The 21,520-nt window shown below is 74.1% G+C and carries 17 protein-coding genes; 8 read left to right on the forward strand and 9 right to left on the reverse strand.

Features of this window, described 5'->3' with window-relative positions:
* Positions 1–81: 81 nt before the first annotated feature.
* The 5 genes from ABZ249_RS12570 (at position 82) to ABZ249_RS12590 (ending at position 6,003) form a co-directional block, all read left to right on the forward strand.
* On the forward strand, positions 82–2,430 hold the full coding sequence (locus tag ABZ249_RS12570) for a phosphoketolase family protein (RefSeq protein ID WP_355261200.1): 2,349 nt from the start codon (positions 82–84) through the stop codon (positions 2,428–2,430).
* A complete protein-coding gene (locus tag ABZ249_RS12575) occupies positions 2,430–3,512 on the forward strand; it encodes an acetate/propionate family kinase (RefSeq protein WP_355261812.1) in 1,083 nt (360 codons plus the stop codon). The genes ABZ249_RS12570 and ABZ249_RS12575 overlap by 1 nt, the downstream gene beginning before the upstream one ends.
* A 219-nt stretch (positions 3,513–3,731) precedes the next feature.
* Positions 3,732–4,037 carry a hypothetical protein gene (locus ABZ249_RS12580; RefSeq protein ID WP_355261203.1) on the forward strand — a complete coding sequence of 102 codons (306 nt, stop codon included), beginning with the start codon at positions 3,732–3,734 and terminating at the stop codon, positions 4,035–4,037.
* 145 nt (positions 4,038–4,182) lie between these two features.
* On the forward strand, positions 4,183–5,181 hold the full coding sequence (locus tag ABZ249_RS12585) for a tyrosine-type recombinase/integrase (RefSeq protein ID WP_220561043.1): 999 nt from the start codon (positions 4,183–4,185) through the stop codon (positions 5,179–5,181).
* Positions 5,182–5,202: 21 nt separating this feature from the next.
* Positions 5,203–6,003: an exodeoxyribonuclease III gene (locus ABZ249_RS12590; RefSeq protein WP_355261815.1), complete on the forward strand. Its 801-nt coding sequence runs from the start codon at positions 5,203–5,205 to the stop codon at positions 6,001–6,003.
* Positions 6,004–6,117: 114 nt separating this feature from the next.
* On the opposite strand, the gene ABZ249_RS12595 is transcribed toward ABZ249_RS12590, so the two are convergent.
* On the reverse strand, positions 6,118–7,689 hold the full coding sequence (locus ABZ249_RS12595) for a recombinase family protein (RefSeq protein ID WP_355261207.1): 1,572 nt from the start codon (positions 7,687–7,689) through the stop codon (positions 6,118–6,120).
* Positions 7,690–7,867: 178 nt separating this feature from the next.
* Here ABZ249_RS12595 and ABZ249_RS12600 point away from each other — a divergent pair, with 178 nt between their 5' ends.
* Positions 7,868–8,626 carry an alpha/beta fold hydrolase gene (locus tag ABZ249_RS12600; protein WP_355261818.1) on the forward strand — a complete coding sequence of 253 codons (759 nt, stop codon included), beginning with the start codon at positions 7,868–7,870 and terminating at the stop codon, positions 8,624–8,626.
* Positions 8,627–8,679: 53 nt separating this feature from the next.
* On the opposite strand, the gene ABZ249_RS12605 is transcribed toward ABZ249_RS12600, so the two are convergent.
* The 3 genes from ABZ249_RS12605 to ABZ249_RS12615 all read right to left on the reverse strand — a co-directional run bounded on the left by ABZ249_RS12605 (position 8,680) and on the right by ABZ249_RS12615 (position 11,549).
* Positions 8,680–9,429 (reverse strand): class I SAM-dependent methyltransferase, encoded by a 750-nt coding sequence (locus ABZ249_RS12605; protein ID WP_355261210.1) that lies wholly within the window; start codon positions 9,427–9,429, stop codon positions 8,680–8,682.
* Positions 9,430–9,612: 183 nt separating this feature from the next.
* Positions 9,613–10,260 carry a response regulator transcription factor gene (locus tag ABZ249_RS12610; RefSeq protein WP_355261213.1) on the reverse strand — a complete coding sequence of 216 codons (648 nt, stop codon included), beginning with the start codon at positions 10,258–10,260 and terminating at the stop codon, positions 9,613–9,615.
* Entirely contained in the window at positions 10,257–11,549 is a 1,293-nt protein-coding gene (locus ABZ249_RS12615; RefSeq protein WP_355261216.1) for a histidine kinase, read from the reverse strand. Before ABZ249_RS12615 ends, ABZ249_RS12610 begins: the two co-directional genes overlap by 4 nt.
* A gap of 342 nt (positions 11,550–11,891) precedes the next feature.
* Between ABZ249_RS12615 and ABZ249_RS12620 the strand changes: the two genes are divergently transcribed.
* Both ABZ249_RS12620 and ABZ249_RS12625 read left to right on the forward strand, forming a co-directional pair.
* On the forward strand, positions 11,892–13,274 hold the full coding sequence (locus tag ABZ249_RS12620) for an amino acid permease (RefSeq protein ID WP_355261821.1): 1,383 nt from the start codon (positions 11,892–11,894) through the stop codon (positions 13,272–13,274).
* 174 nt (positions 13,275–13,448) lie between these two features.
* Positions 13,449–13,967, forward strand: coding sequence for a hypothetical protein (locus tag ABZ249_RS12625; RefSeq protein WP_355261219.1), 519 nt, complete (start codon positions 13,449–13,451; stop codon positions 13,965–13,967).
* A gap of 80 nt (positions 13,968–14,047) precedes the next feature.
* Here ABZ249_RS12625 and ABZ249_RS12630 read toward each other — a convergent pair whose 3' ends face one another.
* From ABZ249_RS12630 to ABZ249_RS12650, 5 genes are all read right to left on the reverse strand, one after another.
* Positions 14,048–15,427, reverse strand: a complete 1,380-nt coding sequence (locus tag ABZ249_RS12630; RefSeq protein WP_355261222.1) for a hypothetical protein — start codon at positions 15,425–15,427, stop codon at positions 14,048–14,050.
* 127 nt (positions 15,428–15,554) lie between these two features.
* On the reverse strand, positions 15,555–16,775 hold the full coding sequence (locus ABZ249_RS12635) for an integrase (RefSeq protein ID WP_355261225.1): 1,221 nt from the start codon (positions 16,773–16,775) through the stop codon (positions 15,555–15,557).
* A gap of 17 nt (positions 16,776–16,792) precedes the next feature.
* Positions 16,793–17,287, reverse strand: a complete 495-nt coding sequence (locus ABZ249_RS12640) for a hypothetical protein (protein ID WP_355261228.1) — start codon at positions 17,285–17,287, stop codon at positions 16,793–16,795.
* Between the two features lie 10 nt (positions 17,288–17,297).
* The gene (locus ABZ249_RS12645) at positions 17,298–17,621 is read right to left on the reverse strand and encodes a hypothetical protein (protein WP_355261231.1); all 324 of its coding nucleotides are present in this window, start codon (positions 17,619–17,621) and stop codon (positions 17,298–17,300) included.
* Positions 17,622–17,775: 154 nt separating this feature from the next.
* On the reverse strand, positions 17,776–21,372 hold the full coding sequence (locus ABZ249_RS12650) for a TM0106 family RecB-like putative nuclease (RefSeq protein ID WP_355261234.1): 3,597 nt from the start codon (positions 21,370–21,372) through the stop codon (positions 17,776–17,778).
* Between the last annotated feature and the right edge of the window lie 148 nt (positions 21,373–21,520).

The raw sequence follows: 21,520 nt of genomic DNA on the forward strand, positions 1-21,520 counted from the left end.
CTGATCGACGAGCCCCTCCCCCTCACCCGGGAGCCCGCCGATCCCCGCACTCCCCCGACCACACCATCCAGGGAGAAGAGCATGGGACTCGGCCAGGACGAACTCCAACGCATCGACGCCTACTGGCGCGCAGCCAACTACCTCTCCGTCGGCCAGATCTACCTGCTCGACAACCCCCTCCTGCGGGAGGAACTGCGCCCCGAGCACATCAAGCCCCGCCTCCTGGGCCACTGGGGCACCACCCCGGGGCTCAACTTCTGCTACGCCCACCTGAACCGGGTCATCAAGGCCCGCGACCTCGACATGATGTACATCATGGGCCCCGGCCACGGCGGCCCGGCCGCCGTGGCCAACGCCTGGCTGGAGGGCACCTACAGCGAGGTCTACCGGGACGTCAGCCGCGACGGGCCCGGCATGAAGCGCCTGTTCCGCCAGTTCTCCTTCCCCGGCGGCATCCCCAGCCACGTCGCCCCGGAGACCCCGGGCTCCATCCACGAGGGCGGCGAACTGGGCTACGCGCTCGCCCACGCCTTCGGGGCCGTGTTCGACAACCCGGACCTGGTGGTCGCCTGCATCGTCGGCGACGGCGAGGCCGAGACCGGGCCGCTGGCGGGCAGCTGGGACTCCAACAAGTTCCTGGACCCGGTGCAGGACGGCGCCGTCCTGCCGATCCTGCACCTGAACGGCTACAAGATCGCCAACCCGACGGTGTCGGCGCGCATCCCCGAGGACGAGCTGCTGCAGCGGTTCCGGGGCCACGGCTACCACCCGATCATGGTCAGCGGCGACGACCCGGTGTACATGCACGGGCGGATGGCCGAGGCCCTGGACGAGGCGATGGACCGGATCGCCGACATCCAGCGGGTGGCGCGGACCTCGGGGCTGGAGCGGCGGGCGACGTGGCCGGTGATCGTCCTTCGCTCCCCCAAGGGGTGGACGGGCCCGCGGGAGGTGGACGGGGCCCCGGTGGAGAACACCTGGCGGTCGCACCAGGTGCCGCTGGCGCAGGTGCGCTCCAACGAGGAGCACCGGCGGATGCTCCGGGAGTGGATGCTGTCATACCGGCCGGAGGAGCTGTTCGACGAGGCGGGCGCCCCGGTGGAGGAGCTGCGCGGGCTGCCGCCGCAGGGCGGGCGGCGGATGAGCGCCAACCCGCACGCCAACGGGGGCCTGCTGCTGAAGGACCTGCGGCTGCCGGACTTCCGGCGCTACGGGTCGGTGTTCGAGGGGCACGGCACCCACACCAGTGAGGCGACGCGGGTGCTGGGGCACTTCCTGCGCGACGTCATCCGCGACAACCCGGACAACTTCCGTCTGGTGGGGCCGGACGAGACGGCGTCGAACCGGCTGTCGGCGGTGTACGAGGCGACGGACAAGGTGTGGGGGGCGCAGATCCTCCCGGTGGACGAGCACCTGGCCCGGCGGGGCCGGGTGATGGAGGTGCTGAGCGAGCACCTGTGCCAGGGGTGGCTGGAGGGCTACCTGCTGACGGGGCGGCACGGGCTGTTCAGCTGCTACGAGGCGTTCGTGCACATCGTGGACGCGATGTTCAACCAGCACGCGAAGTGGTTGAAGGTGACGCAGGGGCTGGCGTGGCGGCGGCCGATCGCGTCGTTGAACTACCTGCTGACCTCGCACGTGTGGCGGCAGGACCACAACGGGTTCACGCACCAGGACCCGGGGTTCCTGGACGTGGTGCTGAACAAGCCGTCGTCGGTGGTGCGGGTGTACCTGCCGCCGGACGCGAACACGCTGCTGTCGGTGGCGGACCACTGCCTGCGGTCCAGGGACTACATCAACGTGGTGGTGGCGGGCAAGCAGCCCGCGCTGGACTACCTGTCGGTGGAGGAGGCGGTGCTGCACTGCACGCGCGGGATCGGGATCTGGGAGTGGGCGAGCACGGACGGGGGCGGGGACCCGGACGTGGTGCTGGCGTGCGCGGGTGATGTGCCGACGCTGGAGACGCTGGCGGCGGCGGACCTGCTGCGGAGGCTGTTCCCGGAGCTGCGGGTGCGGGTGGTGAACGTGGTGGACCTGATGCGGTTGCAGCCGGCGAGCGAGCACCCGCACGGGATGCCGGACGCGGAGTACGAGGCGCTGTTCACGTCGGACCGGCCGGTGATCTTCGCGTTCCACGGGTATCCGTGGCTGGTGCACCGGTTGGCGTACCGGCGCCGGAACCACCGGCACCTGCACGTGCGGGGCTACAAGGAGGAGGGGACGACCACGACGCCGTTCGACATGGTGATGCTCAACGACCTGGACCGGTTCCACCTGGTGATCGATGTGATCGACCGGGTGCCGGGGCTGGGCGAGCGGGCGGCGCACATCCGGCAGCGGATGGTGGACGAGCGGTTGCGGCACCGGCTCTACACGCGGGAGCACGGTGAGGACCCGGCGGATATCAGGGATTGGGTGTGGCCGTACTGATGCGGGTGCTGGTGGTGAACGCGGGGTCCTCGACGCTGAAGTTGAGCCTGCTGGACTCCGACGACGCGGTGCTGGGGTCGCGGACGGTCGAGCTGGTGGACGGCGGGTGGGATCCGTCGGCGGTGCGGGATTTCCTGGAGGGGCTGCCCTCCCCCGAGGCGGTGGGGCACCGGGTGGTGCACGGGGGTCGGGAGTTCACGGAGCCGGTGCGGTTGGACGCGGGGGTGGTGGAGCGGTTGGCGGCGCTGACGCCGTTGGCGCCGCTGCACCAGCCCAAGGCGCTGGCGGGGGTGGAGGCGATCACGGAGGCGGTGCCGGGGGTGCCGCAGGTGGCGTGTTTCGATACGGCGTTCCACGCGTCGTTGGGGCCGGAGGCGTTCACGTACGCGGTGCCGTCGGAGTGGCGGGAGCGGTTCGGGGTGCGCAGGTACGGGTTCCACGGGTTGTCGCACGCGTACGTGTCGGGGGTGGCGGCGCGGCGGACGGGCGGGCGCCGGATCGTGACGGCGCACCTGGGTGCGGGTGCGTCGTTGGCGGCGGTGGCGGAGGGGCGGTGTGTGGACACGACGATGGGGTTCACGCCGCTGGAGGGGCTGGTGATGGCGACGCGTTCGGGGGACGTGGACCCGGGGATGGTGCTGTGGTTGCAGCGTGAGGGCGGGTTGGGCGCGGACGAGGTGGCGGAGGGGCTGGAGCGGGGCGGGGGTCTGGTGGGGTTGGCGGGGACGGCGGACATGCGGGAGGTGCTGGCGGGGGTCGGCCGGGGCGAGGAGCGGTCGGTGCTGGCGTTCGGGGTGTACGTGCACCGGTTGCGGGCGTCGGTGGCGGCGATGGCGGCGTCGTTGGGCGGTCTGGACGTGCTGGTGTTCACGGCGGGTGTGGGCGAGCGGTCGGCGCCGGTGCGGTGGGCGGTGGCGCAGGGGCTGGGTTTTCTGGGGGTGGTGGTGGACCGGGCGGCGAACGAGGGGGTGTCCGGGGAGGCGGACATCTCGGGTGCGGGGGCGTCGGTGCGGACGCTGGTGGTCCCCACGCGTGAGGACGTGCAGATCGCGCGGGGGGCGCGGGAGGTGGCGGGGGTGTGAGCCCCCTCCCCCGGTGGGACGGGCGCGGGCCGCGGGGTCCGCGCCCGTCGTGGTGTGCGGGGTCTGCTCCCCCGTGGTTCTCCCTTGCCGGTGGCGGGGGTGGGGGGTATCGTCCGGGGTCCATGCGTGTACGGCGGGAGGTGATGGGCGTGAGGTTCAGGACCTGGCCGCCCGTCCGGAGGGTCCGGGGTGCGGGCGGCGGGTTCCGGAAGGAACGAGATGTCCCGTACGGACGCCACCAAGCCCCTGTGGGTGCGCCATGCCGAGCATGGTCCCGGGGCGGTGCACGATCACCGCTTCGGCCCGTGTGATCTGCCCGAGCGTCCCGGTCCCCGGGACGAGGGGACGCGGTGCCGGTGGGAGGACCCCGGTGTGCTGCTGTGGGGTCGCACCTGCTGTTCGGGGTGCAACGACCGGGCGTGCAGGGCGGAGTGGCAGGCGATGGTGAGGGCGGCCAACCGCAGGGAGCGTTATGCGGGCCGGCGTCTGGTGCGCCGTTACCTGGCCGGTCTGGAGACGGAGTGAGGGTCCGCCCGTAGGGGCGGGTCCGGTGGGGGCTTTCGCGGCGGGTGCTGCGGGGGCCCCTTCGTCGTGTGCGGGGAAGGGGTGTTCCGGTCGGCGGGTCCGTGCCGTGTGGGCGGTGGGGGCCGGGATCGGGAATGCTGTGGGCATGAGCGAGCGTCTGGTGGATGCGGTGGAGGAGTATCTGGTGGCGCGTCGGGCGGCCAAGCCGTCGGAGCACACGGTGGCGGCCTACCGGCGGGACCTGCTGGGGGTGCTGGGGTGCGCGGCCGGGATCCGGGGGGCGCGGCCGGAGGAGCTGCGGTGGGCGGACCTGGACGTGGCGACGCTGCGGGGGGCCTTCGCGGAGTTCGCGGCGTCCAGGGCGGCGTCGAGCGTGCTGCGGGCGTGGTCGACGTGGAACGGGTTCTTCGGGTTCTGGGTGTCGGAGCGGGTGCTGTCGGGCAACCCGATGCCGGCGGTGCCGCGGCCGCGGGTGCGGCCCTCGGGCCCCAAGCCGCTGCGGGGCGAGGACACGCCGGAGCGGCTGCTGGAGGCGCTGGCGCGGGGGGCGCGCAAGGCGCGCGACCCGTGGCCGGAGCGGGACCTGGCGGTGCTGGCGCTGGCGCTGCTGACGGGGATGCGGTCGGCGGAGATGCTGGCGTTGCGGGTGGACTCGGTGTCGGGGCGGTCGGGCGAGATGCGGGTGCGCGTGGTCGGCAAGGGGGGCGGCGAGCGGGTGCTGCCGATCGAGCGGCCGCTGGAGGTGCTGCTGGAGGCGTACCTGGCGTCGCGGCGGGAGCGGTTCGGGGCGGTGGCGGGGGCGGACCCGCTGCTGGTGGACAACCGGGGCGAGGGGCTGCGGCGGGGCGGGCTGCAGTACCTGGTGCGGCAGTGCTACCGGCACGCGGGGGTGAACGACCGGGTGGCGCGGGGGACGCTGGTGCACGCGCTGCGGCACACGTTCGCCACGCGGCTGGCGGAGGACGGGGCGTCGGTCACCGAGATCATGCACCTGCTGGGGCACGCCTCGGTGGCGTCCTCGCAGGCGTACATCGAGGTGACGGCGCGGGCGACGCGGGACGCGGCGTCGTCGAACCGGACGTACGGGGTGGTGCGGCGGTTGGCGGGGGGCGATCGCGGCGAGGTCGTGGGCGGCGCTGGTTAGGCTGTGTGCGTGCAGCAGACGATGGTGATCTCGACGGTGAACGTGAACGGGCTGCGGGCCGCGGCGAAGAAGTCGCCGGGGTTCGTGGACTGGTTGTCGGCCTCGACGGCCGATGTGGTGTGCCTGCAGGAGGTGCGCGCGGAGGCGGCCCAGCTGCCTCCGGAGGTGGCCTCTCCCCCGGGGTGGCACGTGGCGTTGGCCCCGGCCGAGGCCAAGGGGCGCGCCGGCGTCGCGGTGTACTCGCGGGTGGAGCCCGACGCGGTGCGGGTGGGGTTCGGCGAGGCCGAGTTCGAGGCGTCGGGCCGGTACCTGGAGGCGGACTTCGGCCGGGTGTCGGTGGCGAGCCTGTACCTGCCGTCGGGCGAGGTGGGGACCGAGCGCCAGGACGAGAAGGAGCGCTTCATGAAGGCGTTCCTGCCCTACCTGGTCAGGCGGCGCGAGGAGCTCCGGAAGCAGGGCCGGGACCTGGTGGTGTGCGGGGACTGGAACATCGCGCACCGGGAGGCCGACCTGAAGAACTGGCGCGCGAACACGAAGAACTCGGGGTTCCTGCCCGAGGAGCGGGCGTGGATGGACCGGGTGTTCGGTGAGGCCGGGTACGTGGACGTGGTGCGGGCGCTGTTCCCGGACCAGGAGGGCCCGTACTCGTGGTGGTCGTATCGTGGGCGTGCCTTCGACAACGACACGGGATGGCGCATCGACCTGGTATGTGCAACACCGGGTATCGCGAACCGCGCGGTCAAAGCGTATGTCGAACGCGCGGCGTCGCACGCGGAGCGGTGGTCCGATCACGCGCCCGTAACGGTCGTTTTCGGCGTGTAGAGCGCCCTGGCTCGATCCCTTGTGCACCGGTGCCCCCGCGTCCGTACAGGGCGTGGGGGCGTTTGCGCAGGGGCGGTGGGCCCGGTTTGTCGATGTCCGGGGCGAGCCATGTGTTCACAGCTCGTCCGGGCCGGTCCCCTTCGGCTCCGTCGCCTCCGGGACGGTGCACGCACCCACGGTGAACGTCAACCGTTTCTCGTCCGGGCCTTTGAGCCGCTCTGCCCCTCCGCCGGGGCGCCCCTTGGTCACGACCACTTGCGCCCCGGCGTCACGGAGCAACTGACGGCGATCGGTCACGTCGTGGCGCTCCCAGAACATCGCGTGCGTCTCGCCGGTTCCCATGACCTCGGTGCGGGTTTCGGTGCGGGGCGTTGCTTCGAGGGTTTCGGCACGGCGTTCCAGCGCGTGGATCTCCTCCTGCCAGATCTTTCGGCCGGTGTGCGAGCGGCGGGCGTCCTTGTCGACGTACAGCGCGCGCAGTTCGTTCTCGATCTCGCGGAGTTCGGGTGTCGGGTCGTAGCCCTTGTGCGTGACGATCTTGGTCATCGGTACGTGGCCGAGGGCCTTCAAGAACCTGTCCGTGGTGTACGTATCCAGCCAGTCACCTCGGATACCCGCGGGGGCCGGGCATTTCTCGCCGCGTGCGGTCGCCCGGCAGACGTAGTCCTGACCGCCGACGCGCTTCACCAGGTACATGTTGCCGCCGCATCCGGCGCACTTGGCGACACCGAGGAGTAAGGCCTTCGTGGCCTTGCGGGTGCGGTTCTTCTGTGGTGTGAGCGTCGCCAGGTGGGCTTGCAGGGTGGCGAACTCGTCGTGGGTCAACACCGGCTGGCCGATCAGCACCGGTTCGCCGTCGCGGTCGCGGACGGGCTTTCCCCGGTGGACGCGGTAGCCCATGAGCGCCGGGGAGCGGAGCACCTTGGACAGTGTCCCGGCAGTCCACTTGAAGCGTTCATGCCGACGTCCGCCGCGCATTCCGCCCGGCTCGCGCCCTGCCTTGATCGCTTGGTAGTCGCGCGGGACCGGCGTGCCGGCATTGTTCAGTGCCATCGCCACGGCGGTCAGTGATTGTCCGTCGAGAACGTCGCGGATGATCTGGGCGAGCACCTTGACCGCTTCAGGGTCCGGAGCGAGCTTCCACCCGTGGCCATCCGGGTTCGGGACTTTTCCGTAGCCGTAGGGGACCAGTCCGCCGGCGTACCGTCCCTGCGCACGCAGTGCGGCCTGTGCGCTGGTGACCCGCTCTTGGATGGCCAACGCTTCCATCTGTGCGGAGAAGGCCAGCATCATCATGATCAGCTCGGACACCGGCGACACGGTCCGCATGTCGAGTTCCAGTGGTGCGCCACCCGGTCCTTCTGCGAACACGAGCAGCTTGCCGTGCTGCTTCGCCCATCGGCCGAGTTCGGCCATGTCCGACATCGACCGTACGGCGCGGTCCATACGCCACCAGATGATCATGTCGAACGTGTCAGGACGTTCGAGCCAAGCGCCGAGTTCGGGGCGGTTGAAGGGATTCGTCTTGGTCGCGGAGACGTCGAGGTCTTCGGCTTCACCGATGATGAAAGCGCCTCGGCGGGCGGCCTCCTTACCGTTCGCGGCACGTTGACGGCTGGGCGATGTGGTCTCGTCGGTCGATACGGACAGGCGGATGGCGCTCAGGGCGCGAAGTTGTCGGTTCACTCGGGCAGCGTACAGTCGTCTGATTTGATTGGCAGGCGAATCGATTATCAGATAGACGCATCGGAGTTGGGCTCGTCGCACGAAGCGGGTATCCCGGTATCGTGCGGGGCGTTGGTCCGATCATGCGCCGGTGACGGTGCGCTGCCAGGTGTGAGGGGTGGGGTGCGTGGGCGTTCCGGTGGGTGTGCCGATCGTGCTGGTGCACGGTCTGCGGGTGTCGGGGAGCATGTGGCGGCCGCAGGTGGACCTGTTGACGGAGCAGGGCCGGCGGGTGGTCGCGCCCGACCTGCCCGGCCACGGGTCGCGGCGGGGTGAGGACTTCTCGCTGGGCCGTGCGGTGGACGCGGTGGTGGAGGCGATCGACGGCGTGGGCGGCCGGGCCCTGGTGGTGGGGCTGAGCCTGGGCGGGTTCGTGTCGATCGCGACGGCCGCGGCGGCGCCGGGGAAGGTGGCGGGGCTGGTGGCGGCCAGTTGCACGGCCAAGCCCGCGCAGGCGCTGGCGCAGGTGTACCGGATCCCGGCGGTGCTGATGGACCGGCTGCCGGACAAGGGGGCGACGCTGAACGAGCGCTTCCACCGGTTGACGTTGCGCGACACGGCGGCCGAGGCGGTGCTGGACGGCGGTCTGGCGGTGGAGGCGGCCACGGCGGTGATCGACGCGGTGGCGGAGATGGACGCGCTGGCGGCGCTGGAGCGGTACCCGGGGCCGGTGTGGCTGGTGAACGGGGCCCGGGACCACTTCCGGATCCACGAGCGGCAGTTCTTCGAGGCGTGCGCGGAGGGGCGTCTGCTGAACGTGCCGCGGGCCGGGCACATGGTGAGCCTGGACCAGCCGGTGGACTTCACGCGGATCGTGTCGGACGCGGCCGATGTGGTGTGGGTGCGTGAGAGCGCGGCCGCGCGTGAGGGGCGTTCGCTGGAGTCCGACGGCGTGTGAGCGCGTGCGGTGGGGGGTGGCCTGGGGCCGCCCCCCTTTTTTCGTGCGCCGGGTCAGTGGGTGGCGTGGGCGCGGGGCCGGGTGGTGGCCGGTGAGGCGGGGTGGGGGCGGGTGGGCAGGTGGAAGAAGATCGCGGGGTCGGTGCGGGTCGGGTGCAGGGGGGCGTCCAGGCCGAGGGCGGCCTTGAGGTCGGTGAGGGCGCGGTGGGCGTGGGGCGCGCGGGCGGCGGAGGCGGTGAAGTAGCCGGTGGTGTTGTTGGCGAGCCAGGACAGGACGAGGGCGCCTTCGGTGAAGGGCGGGGTGTGGGGGTGCTGGAAGACGCCGTGGACGGCGATGGGGGTGTGGGGGTCCAGGGTGGGCAGGAGGTGGTGGAGGTACCAGCGGGCGAACCAGCCGCCGTGGGTGCTGTCGAGGGCGAGCAGTCCGGTGTGTTCGGGCAGGTGGGTGAGTTTGGCGCGGACGTCGCCCTTGGTGTGGGTCCAGCGGTCGGGGTCCATGCCGGGCGGGAGGTGGTGGGGGTGGGGGTCGTGGGTGTCGAAGGTGTGGAGGCGGCCGGTGCCGTTGTGGTGCAGGGCGGCGAGGGTCCAGGCGGTGGCGGTGCTGTGGGCGGTGCCGATGCGGACGACGTGGTCGGGGGCGTGGTGGCGGACGAGGAGGTAGGTGATCTCGGCTTCGATGTCGTGGGGTGCGGGGGCGGGTGCGGGGGTGGCGGGCAGGGCGCGGATGTGGTCGCGGGCGTGGGCGAGGCCGTCGCGGTGGGTGCGGTAGAGGGTGCTGATGTGGTCCAGGTCGATGGTCGGCACGGTGCTGCTCCCGGTGGTGCGACGGAGTGTGATTGCCGAACGTAGCAGTCCGGTGACCGGGTGCCGGGGTTGTGGTGGGCGTGTCGTCGCCGCGGGCCCGGGGCGGGGCGGGTTCGTCGGGGTTCGCCCCTTCTCCCCCGCCGTGGCCCGGTCCTCCCCTCCCCCGTCGCGGCGCGGTCGCGGTCAGCGGCGGGCCTGGACGAGGCCGGAGTCGTAGGCGGCGATGACGGCCTGGGTGCGGTCGCGGGCGCCGAGCTTGGTGAGGATGTTGGAGACGTGGGTCTTGACCGTCTCGGTGCCCAGGTGCAGGCGGTGGGCGATCTCGGTGTTGGTGAGCCCCTGGGCGATGAGGGTGAGAGTCTGCGATTCGCGGGGGGTGAGGGTGGCCACGGCGCGGGCGGCGGGGGTCGGCCGGGAGGGGCTGGTGGCGGCCAGGTCGCGCAGGGCCGTGGGGAAGAGCAGGTTCTCGCCGCGGTGGGTGATGCGGATGGCGGCCAGGATGTCCTCGGGCGGGGTGCGTTTGAGGAGGAACCCGGTGGCGCCGGCGCGCAGGGCGTCCCAGACGTAGGCGTCGTTGTCGAAGGTGGTCAGGACCAGGACGCGGGGGGCGTCGGGGCGGGCGGTGAGGGTGCGGGTGGCCTGGATGCCGTCCAGGCGGGGCATGCGCACGTCCATGAGGACCAGGTCGGGGCGGGTGCGGGCGACCAGGTCGGGGACGCCGGCGCCGTCGTCGGTCTGGCCGACGGCCTCCATGTCGGGTTCGGCGTTGATGAGGGCGGCGAGCCCGGCGCGGATGAGGGCTTCGTCGTCGACCAGGGCGATCCGGATCATGGGGTGTCGGTGTCTTTCCAGTTCAGGGTGAGGTCGAGGGTCCAGTGGGTGGGGTCGGCGGCGGGGTGGGGGCCCGCGGTGAGGGTGCCGCCGAGCAGGTGGGCGCGTTCCTGCATGCCGGTGATGCCGCGGCCGCCGGTGCGGCGCCGTCCCAGGGGGCGGCGGGGCGGGAGGGGGTTGGTGGCGGTGAGGTGCAGGTGTCGGGGGGCGATGTCCAGGGTGAGGTCGAGGGGGCGGCCGGGTGCGTGGGTGAGGGCGTTGGTGAGGGCCTGTTGGGCGATGCGGTAGGTCTCGCGGGAGAGCAGGGCGGGGACGGTGCGGGGGTCGCCGTTCAGGGCCAGGTGCAGGGGTGTGCCGGTGTGGGAGGCGGTCTCGGCCAGGTGGGTGAGGTGGGTGAGGTCGGGGGGCGGCGCGGTGGGGGCGGTGGTGTCCTCGCGCAGGATGCCCAGGGCGTGGTCGAGGTCGGCGGTGGCGGTGCGGGCCTGGTCGGCGATGTGGGTGAGGGCCTGGCGGGCGAAGTCGGGGTCGGTGTCGATGAGGCGGGCGGCGGTGGCGGACTGGAGGGTGATGACGGACAGGGCGTGGCCCAGGGAGTCGTGGAGTTCGCGGGCCAGGCGGTTGCGTTCGGCCAGGGTGCGGGCGCGGGCCTGGGCGTCGGCGAGCAGGCGGGCGGGCGAGGGGCCCAGCAGGCGCGGGGCGAGCCGGGCCATGAGGTGGCCGGTCAGGGCGACGGCGGAGATGACGGCCAGGAGCAGGGTCAGGCCCGCGAGGGGGCCCAGCGGGCTGGGGACCGGGTCCGGGGAGGGGCCCAGGACGGTGAGGGGCCCTGCGGGGGCGAGGGGGTCGCCGGTCAGGGGTGCGACGGCGAGCAGGGCGGACTCGGTGAGGCCGACCATGGTGGCCAGGCAGACCGCCATGCCGGTGAAGGTGAACAGGCACAGCCACACGAAGGTGCGCACACCGGGTGCGGGGGGCGTGTCGGGCAGCAGGTTCAGGGGGCCGCGCAGCAGGGCGCGGGCGAGCTGGTGCTGTGCGCCGGCGACGGCGGGGACGCGGGCGGTGGCGGCCAGCGCGGCCAGGGTGATGAGCAGGCCCAGGGCCCAGCCGGCGGGGCCGGGGCTCTCCTGGGCGGTGCCGCCCTGGGTGATGAGGGTGGCCAGGACGAGGCCGGCCATGGCGTAGGGGGTCAGGAGCGCGCCGCCGATGATGAGGTAGGCCCAGCGGCGGTAGGTGTGGGCGCTGGTGAAGGGTCGGGCGGCCGTGGTGAGCGGTCGGTGGAGGTGGCGCACAGGGTGATCGTCGCACGCCGGGGCGGTGGTGCGCCTCCCCCGTGGTGGGGAGGGTCCGGACCGGTACGGACCGGTGGCGTGGCGGCGCTCACACCGCGTGGTGGCGGTCGCCACTGTGGGTGTCCCCGGTCATGTGCGTGCCGGTTGACCGGATTTCACTGTGATTTGCCCCATATTGGTGGGTTGATGGGGTGTTTTCTGTGGGGTCGGTGCTCACCGGGGTGACGGTGTGCTCCTAGTGTTGGGGATGTGACGAGCAGTACAACGCCGCCCAACCCCGCGGCGAACACCCCAGATCAGTCCACCACCACCGGGCTGGCCCACACCCTGCGGCGCCGCCACATGGCGCTCATCGCCATCGGCGGTTCGGTCGGGGCGGGCCTGTTCATCGGCTCCGGCGCGGTCATCCAGGCGGCCGGCCCCGCGTCCGTGGTCTCCTACCTCATCGCCGGCGCCCTGGTCTTCCTGACCCTGCGCGCCCTGGGCGAGATGGTCGTGTCGGTCCCGGCCGCAGGCTCCTTCTCCGACTACGCGCGCCTGGCCTTCGGCCCCCGCGCGGGCTTCACCATCGGCTGGGTCTACTGGTGGATGTACGCGGTCCTGGTGGCCGCCGAGTCCGTCGCCGGCGCCACCATCCTGGCCGGGTGGATCCCCGGCGTCCCGGCCTGGATCCTGGCCCTGGCGGTCCTGCTGTCGATGACGGCCGCCAACCTCATCTCCGTGCGCGTCTTCGCCGAGACCGAGTCGTTCTTCTCCCTGGTCAAGGTCGCCACCATCGTGGCGTTCCTGTTCATCGGCGGCGCCTGGGCACTGGGCCTGTGGCAGGGCGCCGACGGCTCCTCGGTCGCCAACCTGTGGGAGCACGGCGGGTTCGCGCCCCAGGGGTGGACGGCCGTGCTGGCCGCGACCGTGGTGGTGCTGTTCGCCTTCGGCGGCGTGGAGATCATCACCGTCGCCGCCGGGGAGAGCGCCGAGCCCGAGCGCGGGGTGGCCACGGCGGTCACCAACGTGCTGTGGCGCATCGGCCTGTTCTACGTGGCCTCGATCCTGGTCATCGTGGCGGTGCTGCCGTGGGGCACGGTGGATCCGGGGGCCAGCCCCTTCGTGGCGGTCATGGAGCACGTCGGGATCCCCGGCGCGGCCCTGATCATGGAGATCGTGGTGTTCATCGCCGTGCTGAGCGTGCTCAACGCCGCGATGTACACCTCCTCGCGGATGCTGTTCACCCTCACCCGCCAGGGGGACGCCCCGCGCGTGCTGCGCGGGACCAGCCGGCGCGGCGTGCCGGTGCGGGCGATCCTGCTGGGCACGGTGGTCGGGTACGTGGCCGCGGTGGCCGAGTACCTGTTCCCCGGGCACGTGTTCCCGTTCCTGGTGGCCTCCATCGGCGCGATCCTGCTGGTGCTGTTCCTGACGATCTGCGCCTCCCAGCTGGTGGTGGGGCGCCGGGTCCGCGAGCGCGAGCCGGAGCGGCTGGGGTTCGCCATCTGGGCGTTCCCGTACCTGACCTGGGCCACGCTCGTCGGCCTGGTCGTGATCGGGGTGGCGATGCTGGTCATCCCGGACCAGCGCCCGGCGCTGCTGGCGTCCCTGGGCGCGGTCGCGGTGGCCCTGGCCGCCTTCGAGGTGCGGCGGCGCTTCGGCAGCCCGCCCTCGGACCGCGTCCTGCCCATGGACGGGCGGGCCGGAGCGGACGGGCTGCGCCGGGACCCCGGGGCCCCCTGACCCGTCGGACGTCCGGACGCGGGCGCCGCTCCCCCACCGGGGTGCGGCGCCCGCCGCGCGTCCGGGGCACGGTCGGCGGGCCGGGGGCCGGGTGGTCCCGTTCGGTGGGGGTTCGGGTGCTGGTCACCTGTTTTGTCGCTAAGGTGTCGCGCAACCCCTGAGAGGAGCACCCCCGTGCGACATATCGTCGGCTTCCTGTCCGGTCTCATCCTCGCCCCCGTCCTGCTGCTGGCCTGCGGTTGGGCCTTCTCCCACCTGCGCTCCCTGCACGCCGCCGAGCGCGGTGTCCTGGAGGGCAGCGGCCCCCTGGTCCTGGCGGGCCTGGTGGGCGTGGGGGTCATCGTGGCGCTGCTGGCCGTCCCCCCGCGGCTGACCCCGATGCTGCCGCTGTCGGTGGCGCTGGTGCTGGGCTCCGCGACGGGTGTGGCGCTGGTGCGCGGCCACCTGCTGGAGCGCCTGCCCCCGGTGCCCGGCCTGGAGGGCGCGCTGGACCTGCTGCCGCTGGGCGTGTTCGTGCCGGTGGCGCTGGTGCTGGCGGCCACGGTGTTCGTCGGCGGGCGCTGGCGGCGCACCGAGGAGCACGAGGTCACCGAGGAGGAGTACTTCGAGGGCCTGTACGAGGAGGGCGAGGAGCGGCCCGCGGACAAGCGCGCAGAGCCCGAGGCCCAGCACGTGCCCCGGCACCGGGCCTGAGCGCCCCCACCCCCGCACGGCCGCGGGCCCGCATCCCCGGGAAGAGGGGGTGCGGGCCCGCGGCCGTGTCACGGGCGGGGTCAGCGCCAGGTGGGGCCCCAGGCGGAGCTGTTGGAGACCCCGGGCGGCAGCGGCGGCAGGCCGGTGCCGCCGCCCGTGCGGGGCGGCGCGGGCGGCTCGGCGGCGGGCGCGGCCGGGCGCGCGGGTTCGGGTCGGGCCGCGGGTGCCGGGGGCACCGGGGGTTCTGCGGGCGCCGCGGGCGCCGGCTCGGGCGCGGGGGCGGCCTCGGGCCGCCGGGGAAGCGGCTCGGGCTCGGGGGGCAGGAAGCCGCGGACGCGCTCGGCGCCGGCGGCCTCCTCGGCCAGGACCGGCTCGGGGATGGGGGTGGAGTCGTCGGTGGGGTCGGGGATGGCCGGTTCGGCCGGGGCGACCCGCTTCCACCACAGGGCGGCCTCCTCGGCCGGGAGCTCGCCCTCCACCTCCAGCCAGCCGGTGACCAGGGGGTGGCGGCGGTGGGCGCTCCAGGAGCGCGGGTAGGGCTGCTCGTCCAGGACCAGGACGTGCTCGCCGTCCAGGGTGGGGATCTCGGCGGGGACGCCCTCGTTCCACACCCAGGTGCCGTCGTGGGCGACCAGGTTCCACCAGCCGCGCACGGTGCGGGCGGCCGGGTCGGGGTCGCCGTCGCGGAAGGCGCGCACCCAGCGCGGGTCCGGCGGGTCCCCGGCCAGGCCCATGCCCTGGGGGCCGACCAGGGCGTCGGCGAGCAGGGTGTGGAGCTGGAAGTTGTCGCCGATGCCGTCGAACAGGACGCGGAAGGCGCGGCCGGACTCCCGGTCCAGGACCAGGGCCGATCCCGCCTCGGCCATGCGCAGCAGGGCGCGGACCTCCTGCAGGTCGGGCAGGTGGTCGCCGAGCTGGTTGGCGACGGCGACGAGTTCGGCGTGCAGGGTGGGGTCGCGGCGTACGTGGGAGCGCACGGTGGAGCGGGCGAGCATGGTCTTGGCGGCCAGGGCGTGGCGGGCGACGGTCCACCAGCACATGGTGGCGCCGGGGGCGTCGGCGCCCAGGTCGGTGGCGACGCGGTTCTCGTCGGCGGCGGTGACCGAGTCGGGGTCGGGCGGCTCGCCGCCGCCGGTGCGCTGCCAGGCGCGGGCGAAGACGATGGCGCCGCGGCCGATGGCGCGCAGGCGGCGCAGGACCTCGGGGCCGGCGGGGCCGGGGTCGGTGCCCGTCTCGACGAGCGCCCCGGCGACGACGCACAGGTCGGCGGTGATGCCGGGGGCGGCGTGGTCGCCGGTGAGGAGGGGGGCCAGGGCCTCCAGGGCGAGTTCGCGCTCGGAGACGGGGATCCGGGAGGCCAGGACGAGGACGCGGTGGACCGCGGCGGGGAACTGGCCGGGGTCGGCGGTCACCGAGGCGTCGATCAGTTGTTGGAATGCGGCGCGGAATTCGTCGACCATGGGCCCGTCCCCTTTCTCACGCAACCAACCTAATGTGTCGTGAGTGAAGGATCGCACGATAAGTGCGGTTTTCCGTCCTCACAGGCGGGTTCGTTGACGATTCGAGACGAGGCCCCGCCCGGCCCCGTCACAGTCCCAGGCGGGTCACCGCGTTGTCGTCCAACGGGTCCGCGCTGCGGATGTAGTCGTGCACCGTGCGCGGGTTGGTCCAGCGCCCCTGACGCATGATCTCACGGTCGGCGGCGCCTCCCAGCGCGGCCTGGGTGGCGAATCCGGCGCGCAGGGAGTGCCCGCCGAACGCGTCGGGGTCCAGCCCCGCGCGGGCCGCGTACTTCTTGACCGTGTCCCCCACCGACTGGCCGGTCATGGCCCGGGCGCCCAGGGCGCCGTGGCGCGAGACCGACACCAGCAGCGGGCGCTGCGAGCCGTCGGCCAGCGGCGCCAGCGCGGCGGCGTCCAGGCGGGCGCACCGGTGCGCGGCGGCGGGCGGTTCGGCCGCGGCCCGGGCCAGCAGGGCGCGCACCGCGTCGGTGCCGCCCTCCAGGTGGGCGGTGCGCAGCTCCGCCCAGTCGGCCAGCGCGCACACCGGGCAGGTGTGCCGGTGGCGGCCCCGGGGCAGCGCCACGACGTGACCGCGCCGCCCCTCCTGGTCGGTCTTGGTGGCGCCCAGCGCCACCAGCAGCGTCGTCGCCCCGCCCGCCGGGTCGGTGCGCACCGTGATGTCGTCGAAGGTGATGCCCGCCAGCTCCGAGCGGCGCAGCGCCCCCGCGAACCCCGTCAGCAGCAGCACCGTGTCGCGGAGCCGGGCGACGCCGCCCGGGTGCCCGGGCCCGGGCCGGTGGGCCAGCAGCGCCTCCAGGGTCGCCAGCACCACCGGGTCCTTGCGGCGCGGGCGGGCCCGCCGGGTGCGGCGGATGCCGCGCAGGGTCAGGCGCACCACCTCGGCGCGGGTGGGCGAGGCCAGCCCGTGGGCGCCGTGCACCGCGGCGATGGCCGCGGCCCGGCGCTCGATGCTGGCCGGGGCCAGCGCCGGGCGCCCGTCGGGGGTGCGGGCCTGGGCGCAGGCGGCCAGGTACACCGCCACGTCGACCGCCTCGGCGGGCAGCGCGGTGCGCCCCTCGGCCAGGCACCAGGCGGTGAACGCGGTCCAGTCGGTGCGGTAGGCGCGCAGGGTGTTGGGCGACTGGGCGTTGGCCAGGAACCGGCCCAGCGCCCGCGCCTGGTCGTCGTCGAAGCGCTCGCGCACCCGCTCCAGGGCGCGGGCGTCCACCAGGACGCTCTGGGTGCCCGCGGCCAGGCGGGTGCGCACGGCGTCCGGCAGGGCCACGGCGTGCTCGGGGGTGTCCACCGGGCTCTCCCCGCGGGTCAGCCGGACAGGTGGGAGCGCAGGGCGTCCCACAGCTCGGCCGGGGGCATCGCCCAGAAGATCAGGCCGGCCGAGACGGCCAGGGCGACGGTGAACCCGATCGCGGCGATCCTGCGCCGCAGCACCACCGCGGCGACCGCCGACACCGCGGGCACGACCAGGGCCAGCACCAGCAGCCAGATCAGGGCGGTGCCGATGGAGTCCACGGCCCCCGCCGCGGCGGCCGGGTCGGCGGGGTCGACGGCGGCGGCGTCCATGGTGGTGAACAGCAGCATCGCCAACGCCAGCGGCGACCCCAGGCCCCACACCAGGGCCAGGACCACCCACAGGGCGGTGATGCGCCGGTCGGGCGGGTCGTCCAGGACCACCGGGGTGCGCGACACCCGGCCCCGGGCCCCGGGCTCCTGCGCGGCCTCCGCGCCGGCGCGCTCCGGTGCGGCGCCGCGGTCGTGGTCCCGCCGGGGTTTGCGCTGTCTGCGTTTCTTGGGTGACACGCCCGGGAGCCTACCCGCCCAGGGGGGTGAAGTGGATCAGGGACACGAACACCAGCGGCCAGGCCAGCAGCACCAGCGACCACAGGGCGGCCCTGCGGTCCCCGGCGACGGTGGCCACGGCGGCGGCGAGCAGGGGGATGCCGACGAAGGCGCCGAAGGAGAGGGTGAACCACTCCGCGGCCGACCCGGCGTGGGACTGGGCGTTGACGCCCATGAGGTACCCGGCGGGTCCCAGGGCGAGGGCCATCAGGGCCAGGATGAGGACGACGACGCGGATTCCGGTGGGGTGGCGGGTGTTGCGGCCGCCACCGGAGGCGGAGGGACTGTCGGACACGGGGGCCGGGGTGCCTTTCGGGAACGGGTCGGGGAGGGCCGTCGCGCACGCGCGGCGCACGGCCTCGCGATCGCGCGGACCGGCCGTGGCAGGGGGCGTGCTCTGTAAAACGTACTCCACCCGGAGGGTGTCCGAAACCGGTGGCGGGCCGCCGTCACCGGTGGTCGGGCCAGGGGCGGGCGGCGCCGCTCAGGCGGGTGAAGGACGCCAGCAGGCGCAGCTCCTCGATGCTGCGCGGGGCGGTGGTGGCCAGGTGCGGGGAGTGGACGAGCACGGCGATCAGCTGGGCCCGGGACAGGGCCACGTTGAGGCGGTTGCGGTCCAGGACGAACGCGGTGCCGCGGCTGGTCTCGGCGGCGTCGGAGGTGGTCATGGAGCAGATGACGGCCGGGGCCTCCTGGCCCTGGAACCGGTCGACGGTGCCGACCCGGACCCCCTCCAGGGCGGGGTCGGCCCCGGCGGCGCGTGCCAGGGCCCGGCGCAGGGCCCGCACCTGGAGGTTGTAGGGGGCCACCACGAGGATGTCGTGGCCGGTCAGCCGCCGGGGCCCGGCCTCGGGATCCAGGGTGACCTTGTCGGCGACCAGGGCGGCGGCCGCGGCCACCACGGCGTCGACCTCCTCGGGACTGTGGGTGGTGCGCCCCCGGTGGTCCACCACGTGCGCGTACAGGCCGGGCTCGTGGACGGACAGGGTGCGCTGGGCGGTGGCGGGGTGGGCGTGCAGCCGGCCCTGGTAGGACAGGTCCGAAACGGGGGCGCACACGGCCGGGTGCATGCGGCGGGTCTGGTCCAGGAAGTAGCCGCGGGCGGGGTCGATGATCTGGCGGCCGCCCATGAGGTGCTGCAGGGCGGAGGCGTCGGCGCCCTCGCCGTGGGTGCCCTGGACGACCTGGGGCAGCTGCTGGGGGTCGCCCAGCAGGACCAGGTCGCGGGCGGCGGCGGAGACGGCCAGGGTGTCGGCCAGGGCGAACTGGCCGGCCTCGTCGATGATGAGCACGTCCAGGGGGTCGGCGACCATGGAGGCGTTGGCCATGGCCCAGGCGGTGCCGCCGATGAGGACGGGGCGGCCCTCGGCGGTGTGCTTGGTGCGCCACCCCGCCAGGGCCTGGGGGCTGGTGGGCTGGTCCCAGGGCAGGTCGGGATCGGCGTCCTTCTTGGACTTGGCGCGTTTGGCCGCGGGCAGCTCCACCCCCGCCTCCCGGGCGGCGCGCAGGGCGGCGGACATGACGTTCTCCACGGCCTTGTGGCTGGTGGAGCACACGCCCACGCTCTTGCCCTGGCGGGCCAGGTGGGTGATCAGGCGCCCGGCCAGGTAGGTCTTGCCCGCCCCGGGCGGGCCCTGGACGGCGAGGTAGGAGTGGTCCAGGCGGTCGACGGCGGCGATGGTGGCCTCGATGAGGTCGCCGCCGTGCGCGGCCGGGTCGGGCAGGGGGCCGGCGGGGGCCAGCCGCGGGGGGATGCGGCGCAGGAGGTCCAGCCCGGCGTGGCGGGGCCAGTCGGGCAGGTCCTCCAGGGCCCGGCCGGCGACCAGCTCCAGGGCGCCGTCCTTGGGGGCGGGGTTGACCGGCGAGCCGGGCAGGACCGCGACGGGGTTGCGGAAGTGCAGGGCGTCGGCGTCGCAGGTCTCGACGACGGTGAGGCTGTCGGGGCGGGCCTCGGCGACCGAGGCGGTGGCGGCCAGCGCGGGCTGGCCGGGGGCGCCGGGGTAGAGCAGGTGGACGTCCTGTCCGGCGGTGAAGGGGTGGGGGTGGGAGGTGTCCAGGCGCATGAGGATCTCGCGGCGGGCCTTGCGCCGGCGGCCGGTGGGTTCGATCCACTCCCCCGCCCGGACCTGCCAGGGGACGGCGCAGTCGGTGTCGGTCTCCAGGTCGGTGAGGGGGGCGTTGGTGCGGCGGTAGTGCTCGCGCCAGGGCGGGAGGTTCTCGCGCTGGTAGTAGCCGACCAGGGCGGCGAGGGAGGCGCGGGCGGCCTCCTCCTCGGTGCGCTCGGCCGGGTCCTGGGGCACCTGGTCCAGGAGGGGCCCGGTGAGGGCGGCCTGGCGGGCCAGGCGCTCGGCGCGCTTGCGGGCGCGCTCGGCCTCGTCCTCGGTGAGTTCGAGCTGGACGGCGGGCCGGTCGGTGATGCCCTGGAGGGTGCGGTGCTCCTCCAGCCAGTCGCGCAGGCGGGCGGTGGAGTGGCAGTCGTCGCGGTTGTAGGCGGCGATGTCGGCCAGGATCTGGGCGGCGCGGTCGTGCTCGCCCGCTTCCAGGGCGGACAGGTGGGCGGCGTAGGCGTCGATGCTGGAGGTGGCGGTGGTGACGCCGCCGGAGCGGGCGTCGGGCAGGTAGAGGGGTTCGAGGTACTTGATGGAGTAGGAGCGCTGGGAGACGCGCAGGCTCTTGCGGACCACGGTGTACAGGTCCACCAGGCGGTGCTCGCGCAGGAGCCGGTTGACCTCCTCCTCGCGGGTGGCGAACTCGGAGCTGAGGTGCTTGAGGCGGTCGACCTCGTAGGAGGCGTAGTGGTAGATGTGCGCGCCGGGGTCGGCCTCGATGCGGGCGCAGGCGAAGTCCACGAAGTCCTCCAGCGCCTTCTTCTCCTGGACGCGGTCGTGGGCCCAGAAGGTGTGGAAGGTCTCGGCTCCGTGCTCGTCCTCGGTGGTGGCGCCGAAGAGGTACTCCAGGCCGCGCCCGCCCTCGCGGGAGTGGTAGGGGTAGCCCTCCATGTCGAAGAAGACGTCGCCGGGGCTGGGGGCGGGCAGGCCGGCCAGGCCGTCGGGGGCGAACACCTCGGCGGTGACGGTGCCCTGCGGGTTGTCGGGGGTGCGGGTGGTGTCCTGGCGGACCTGGAGGCGGGCCTGGGCGCGCAGCTGCTCGAAGGAGCGGCGGGGCAGGGCGGCGGGGCGCTGCTCGTCGTCGGCGCGGGCCAGGTCGTCGATGGTGCAGATGCCGGCGTCGATGAGCTTGGCGGCCTGGTCGGTGCGCAGCCCCGCGACCAGGGACAGGTGGCGGGCGGCGGTGCGCCCGGAGGAGCACCAGGTGGAGTAGCCGCAGCCGTCGCAGGAGGGGCGGGGGGCGCCCCAGGTGGGCGAGGGCAGGGCGGGGTCGGCGGCCAGGGAGTCCAGCAGCCGGTCGGTGACGGTGCCCAGGATGGGGGTGAAGTCGACGGTGTCCAGGCTGTGGGTGTGGCCGTCGCCGGTGAGCAGGTGCATGCGGCGGGGGGTGCGGCCGGTGGCCACGGTGACGGCGTGGGCGTAGGCGGCGAGCTGGACGACGGCGCCGGGCCCGGGGCGGCGGGCGAGCTTGGTGTCCCAGGGCTCGTAGGTGAAGGGCTCGTCGGGGTCGGCGTCGGGGCGGGGCGCGCCGGTGGCGGGGTCCAGGTCGGCGCGGATGAGGAAGTCGGCGCGGCCGTGGAAGGCGACGGGGACGGGTCCGCGGGAGGGCAGGGGGTGGTGGAAGCAGCCCTGGTAGATGACGGGGGCGCCCTGGGCCATGGCGTGGGCGGTGGCGGCCGCGGCCTCGGCCAGGGAGGTGTCGTCGGGGTGGGGGTCGGGGATGTGCACGACGTGGCCGAACAGGGCGGTGAGGCGTTCGAGCTCGGCCTGTTCGTGCAGGAGGCCGTGGTGGGCGACCAGGGGGTCGACGGGCTCGGGGGCGGGTGCGCCCTCCACCCGGGCGGCCAGCGCGGCCTTGAGGGCGCTGCGGTGGTCGCATTCGAGGGTGTCGACGAGGTCTGTGGGTGAGACGACCCAGCCGGTGGTGGTGCGGAACAACGCCCCTGCTCCCTCGCATGTCGGTGGATGATCTTGCGAATGACGGGGATTGTGCCACGCGGTGGGGACGTGCGGGGGATCACACGCGGATCCTGCACCGCCTGCAACGCAGGGCGCCCCGCGCCCTCGGGGAGGGTGCGGGGCGCCC

The sequence above is a fragment of the Nocardiopsis sp. NPDC006139 genome (genome assembly GCF_040614155.1).
In the GTDB taxonomy this organism is placed as follows: Bacteria; Actinomycetota; Actinomycetes; order Streptosporangiales; family Streptosporangiaceae; genus Nocardiopsis; species Nocardiopsis changdeensis.

Excerpts from the sequence above, each read along its gene's own strand:
- ABZ249_RS12570 (WP_355261200.1), top strand. The coding sequence starts at position 82 with ATGGGACTCGGCCAGGACGAACTCCAACGCATCGACGCCTACTGGCGC.
- ABZ249_RS12610 (WP_355261213.1), bottom strand. The coding sequence starts at position 10,260 with ATGATCCGGATCGCCCTGGTCGACGACGAAGCCCTCATCCGCGCCGGG.
- ABZ249_RS12630 (WP_355261222.1), bottom strand. The coding sequence starts at position 15,427 with ATGGTCGACGAATTCCGCGCCGCATTCCAACAACTGATCGACGCCTCG.
- ABZ249_RS12585 (WP_220561043.1), top strand. The coding sequence starts at position 4,183 with ATGAGCGAGCGTCTGGTGGATGCGGTGGAGGAGTATCTGGTGGCGCGT.
- ABZ249_RS12590 (WP_355261815.1), top strand. The coding sequence starts at position 5,203 with ATGGTGATCTCGACGGTGAACGTGAACGGGCTGCGGGCCGCGGCGAAG.
- ABZ249_RS12575 (WP_355261812.1), top strand. The coding sequence starts at position 2,430 with ATGCGGGTGCTGGTGGTGAACGCGGGGTCCTCGACGCTGAAGTTGAGC.
- ABZ249_RS12580 (WP_355261203.1), top strand. The coding sequence starts at position 3,732 with ATGTCCCGTACGGACGCCACCAAGCCCCTGTGGGTGCGCCATGCCGAG.
- ABZ249_RS12620 (WP_355261821.1), top strand. The coding sequence starts at position 11,892 with ATGGCGCTCATCGCCATCGGCGGTTCGGTCGGGGCGGGCCTGTTCATC.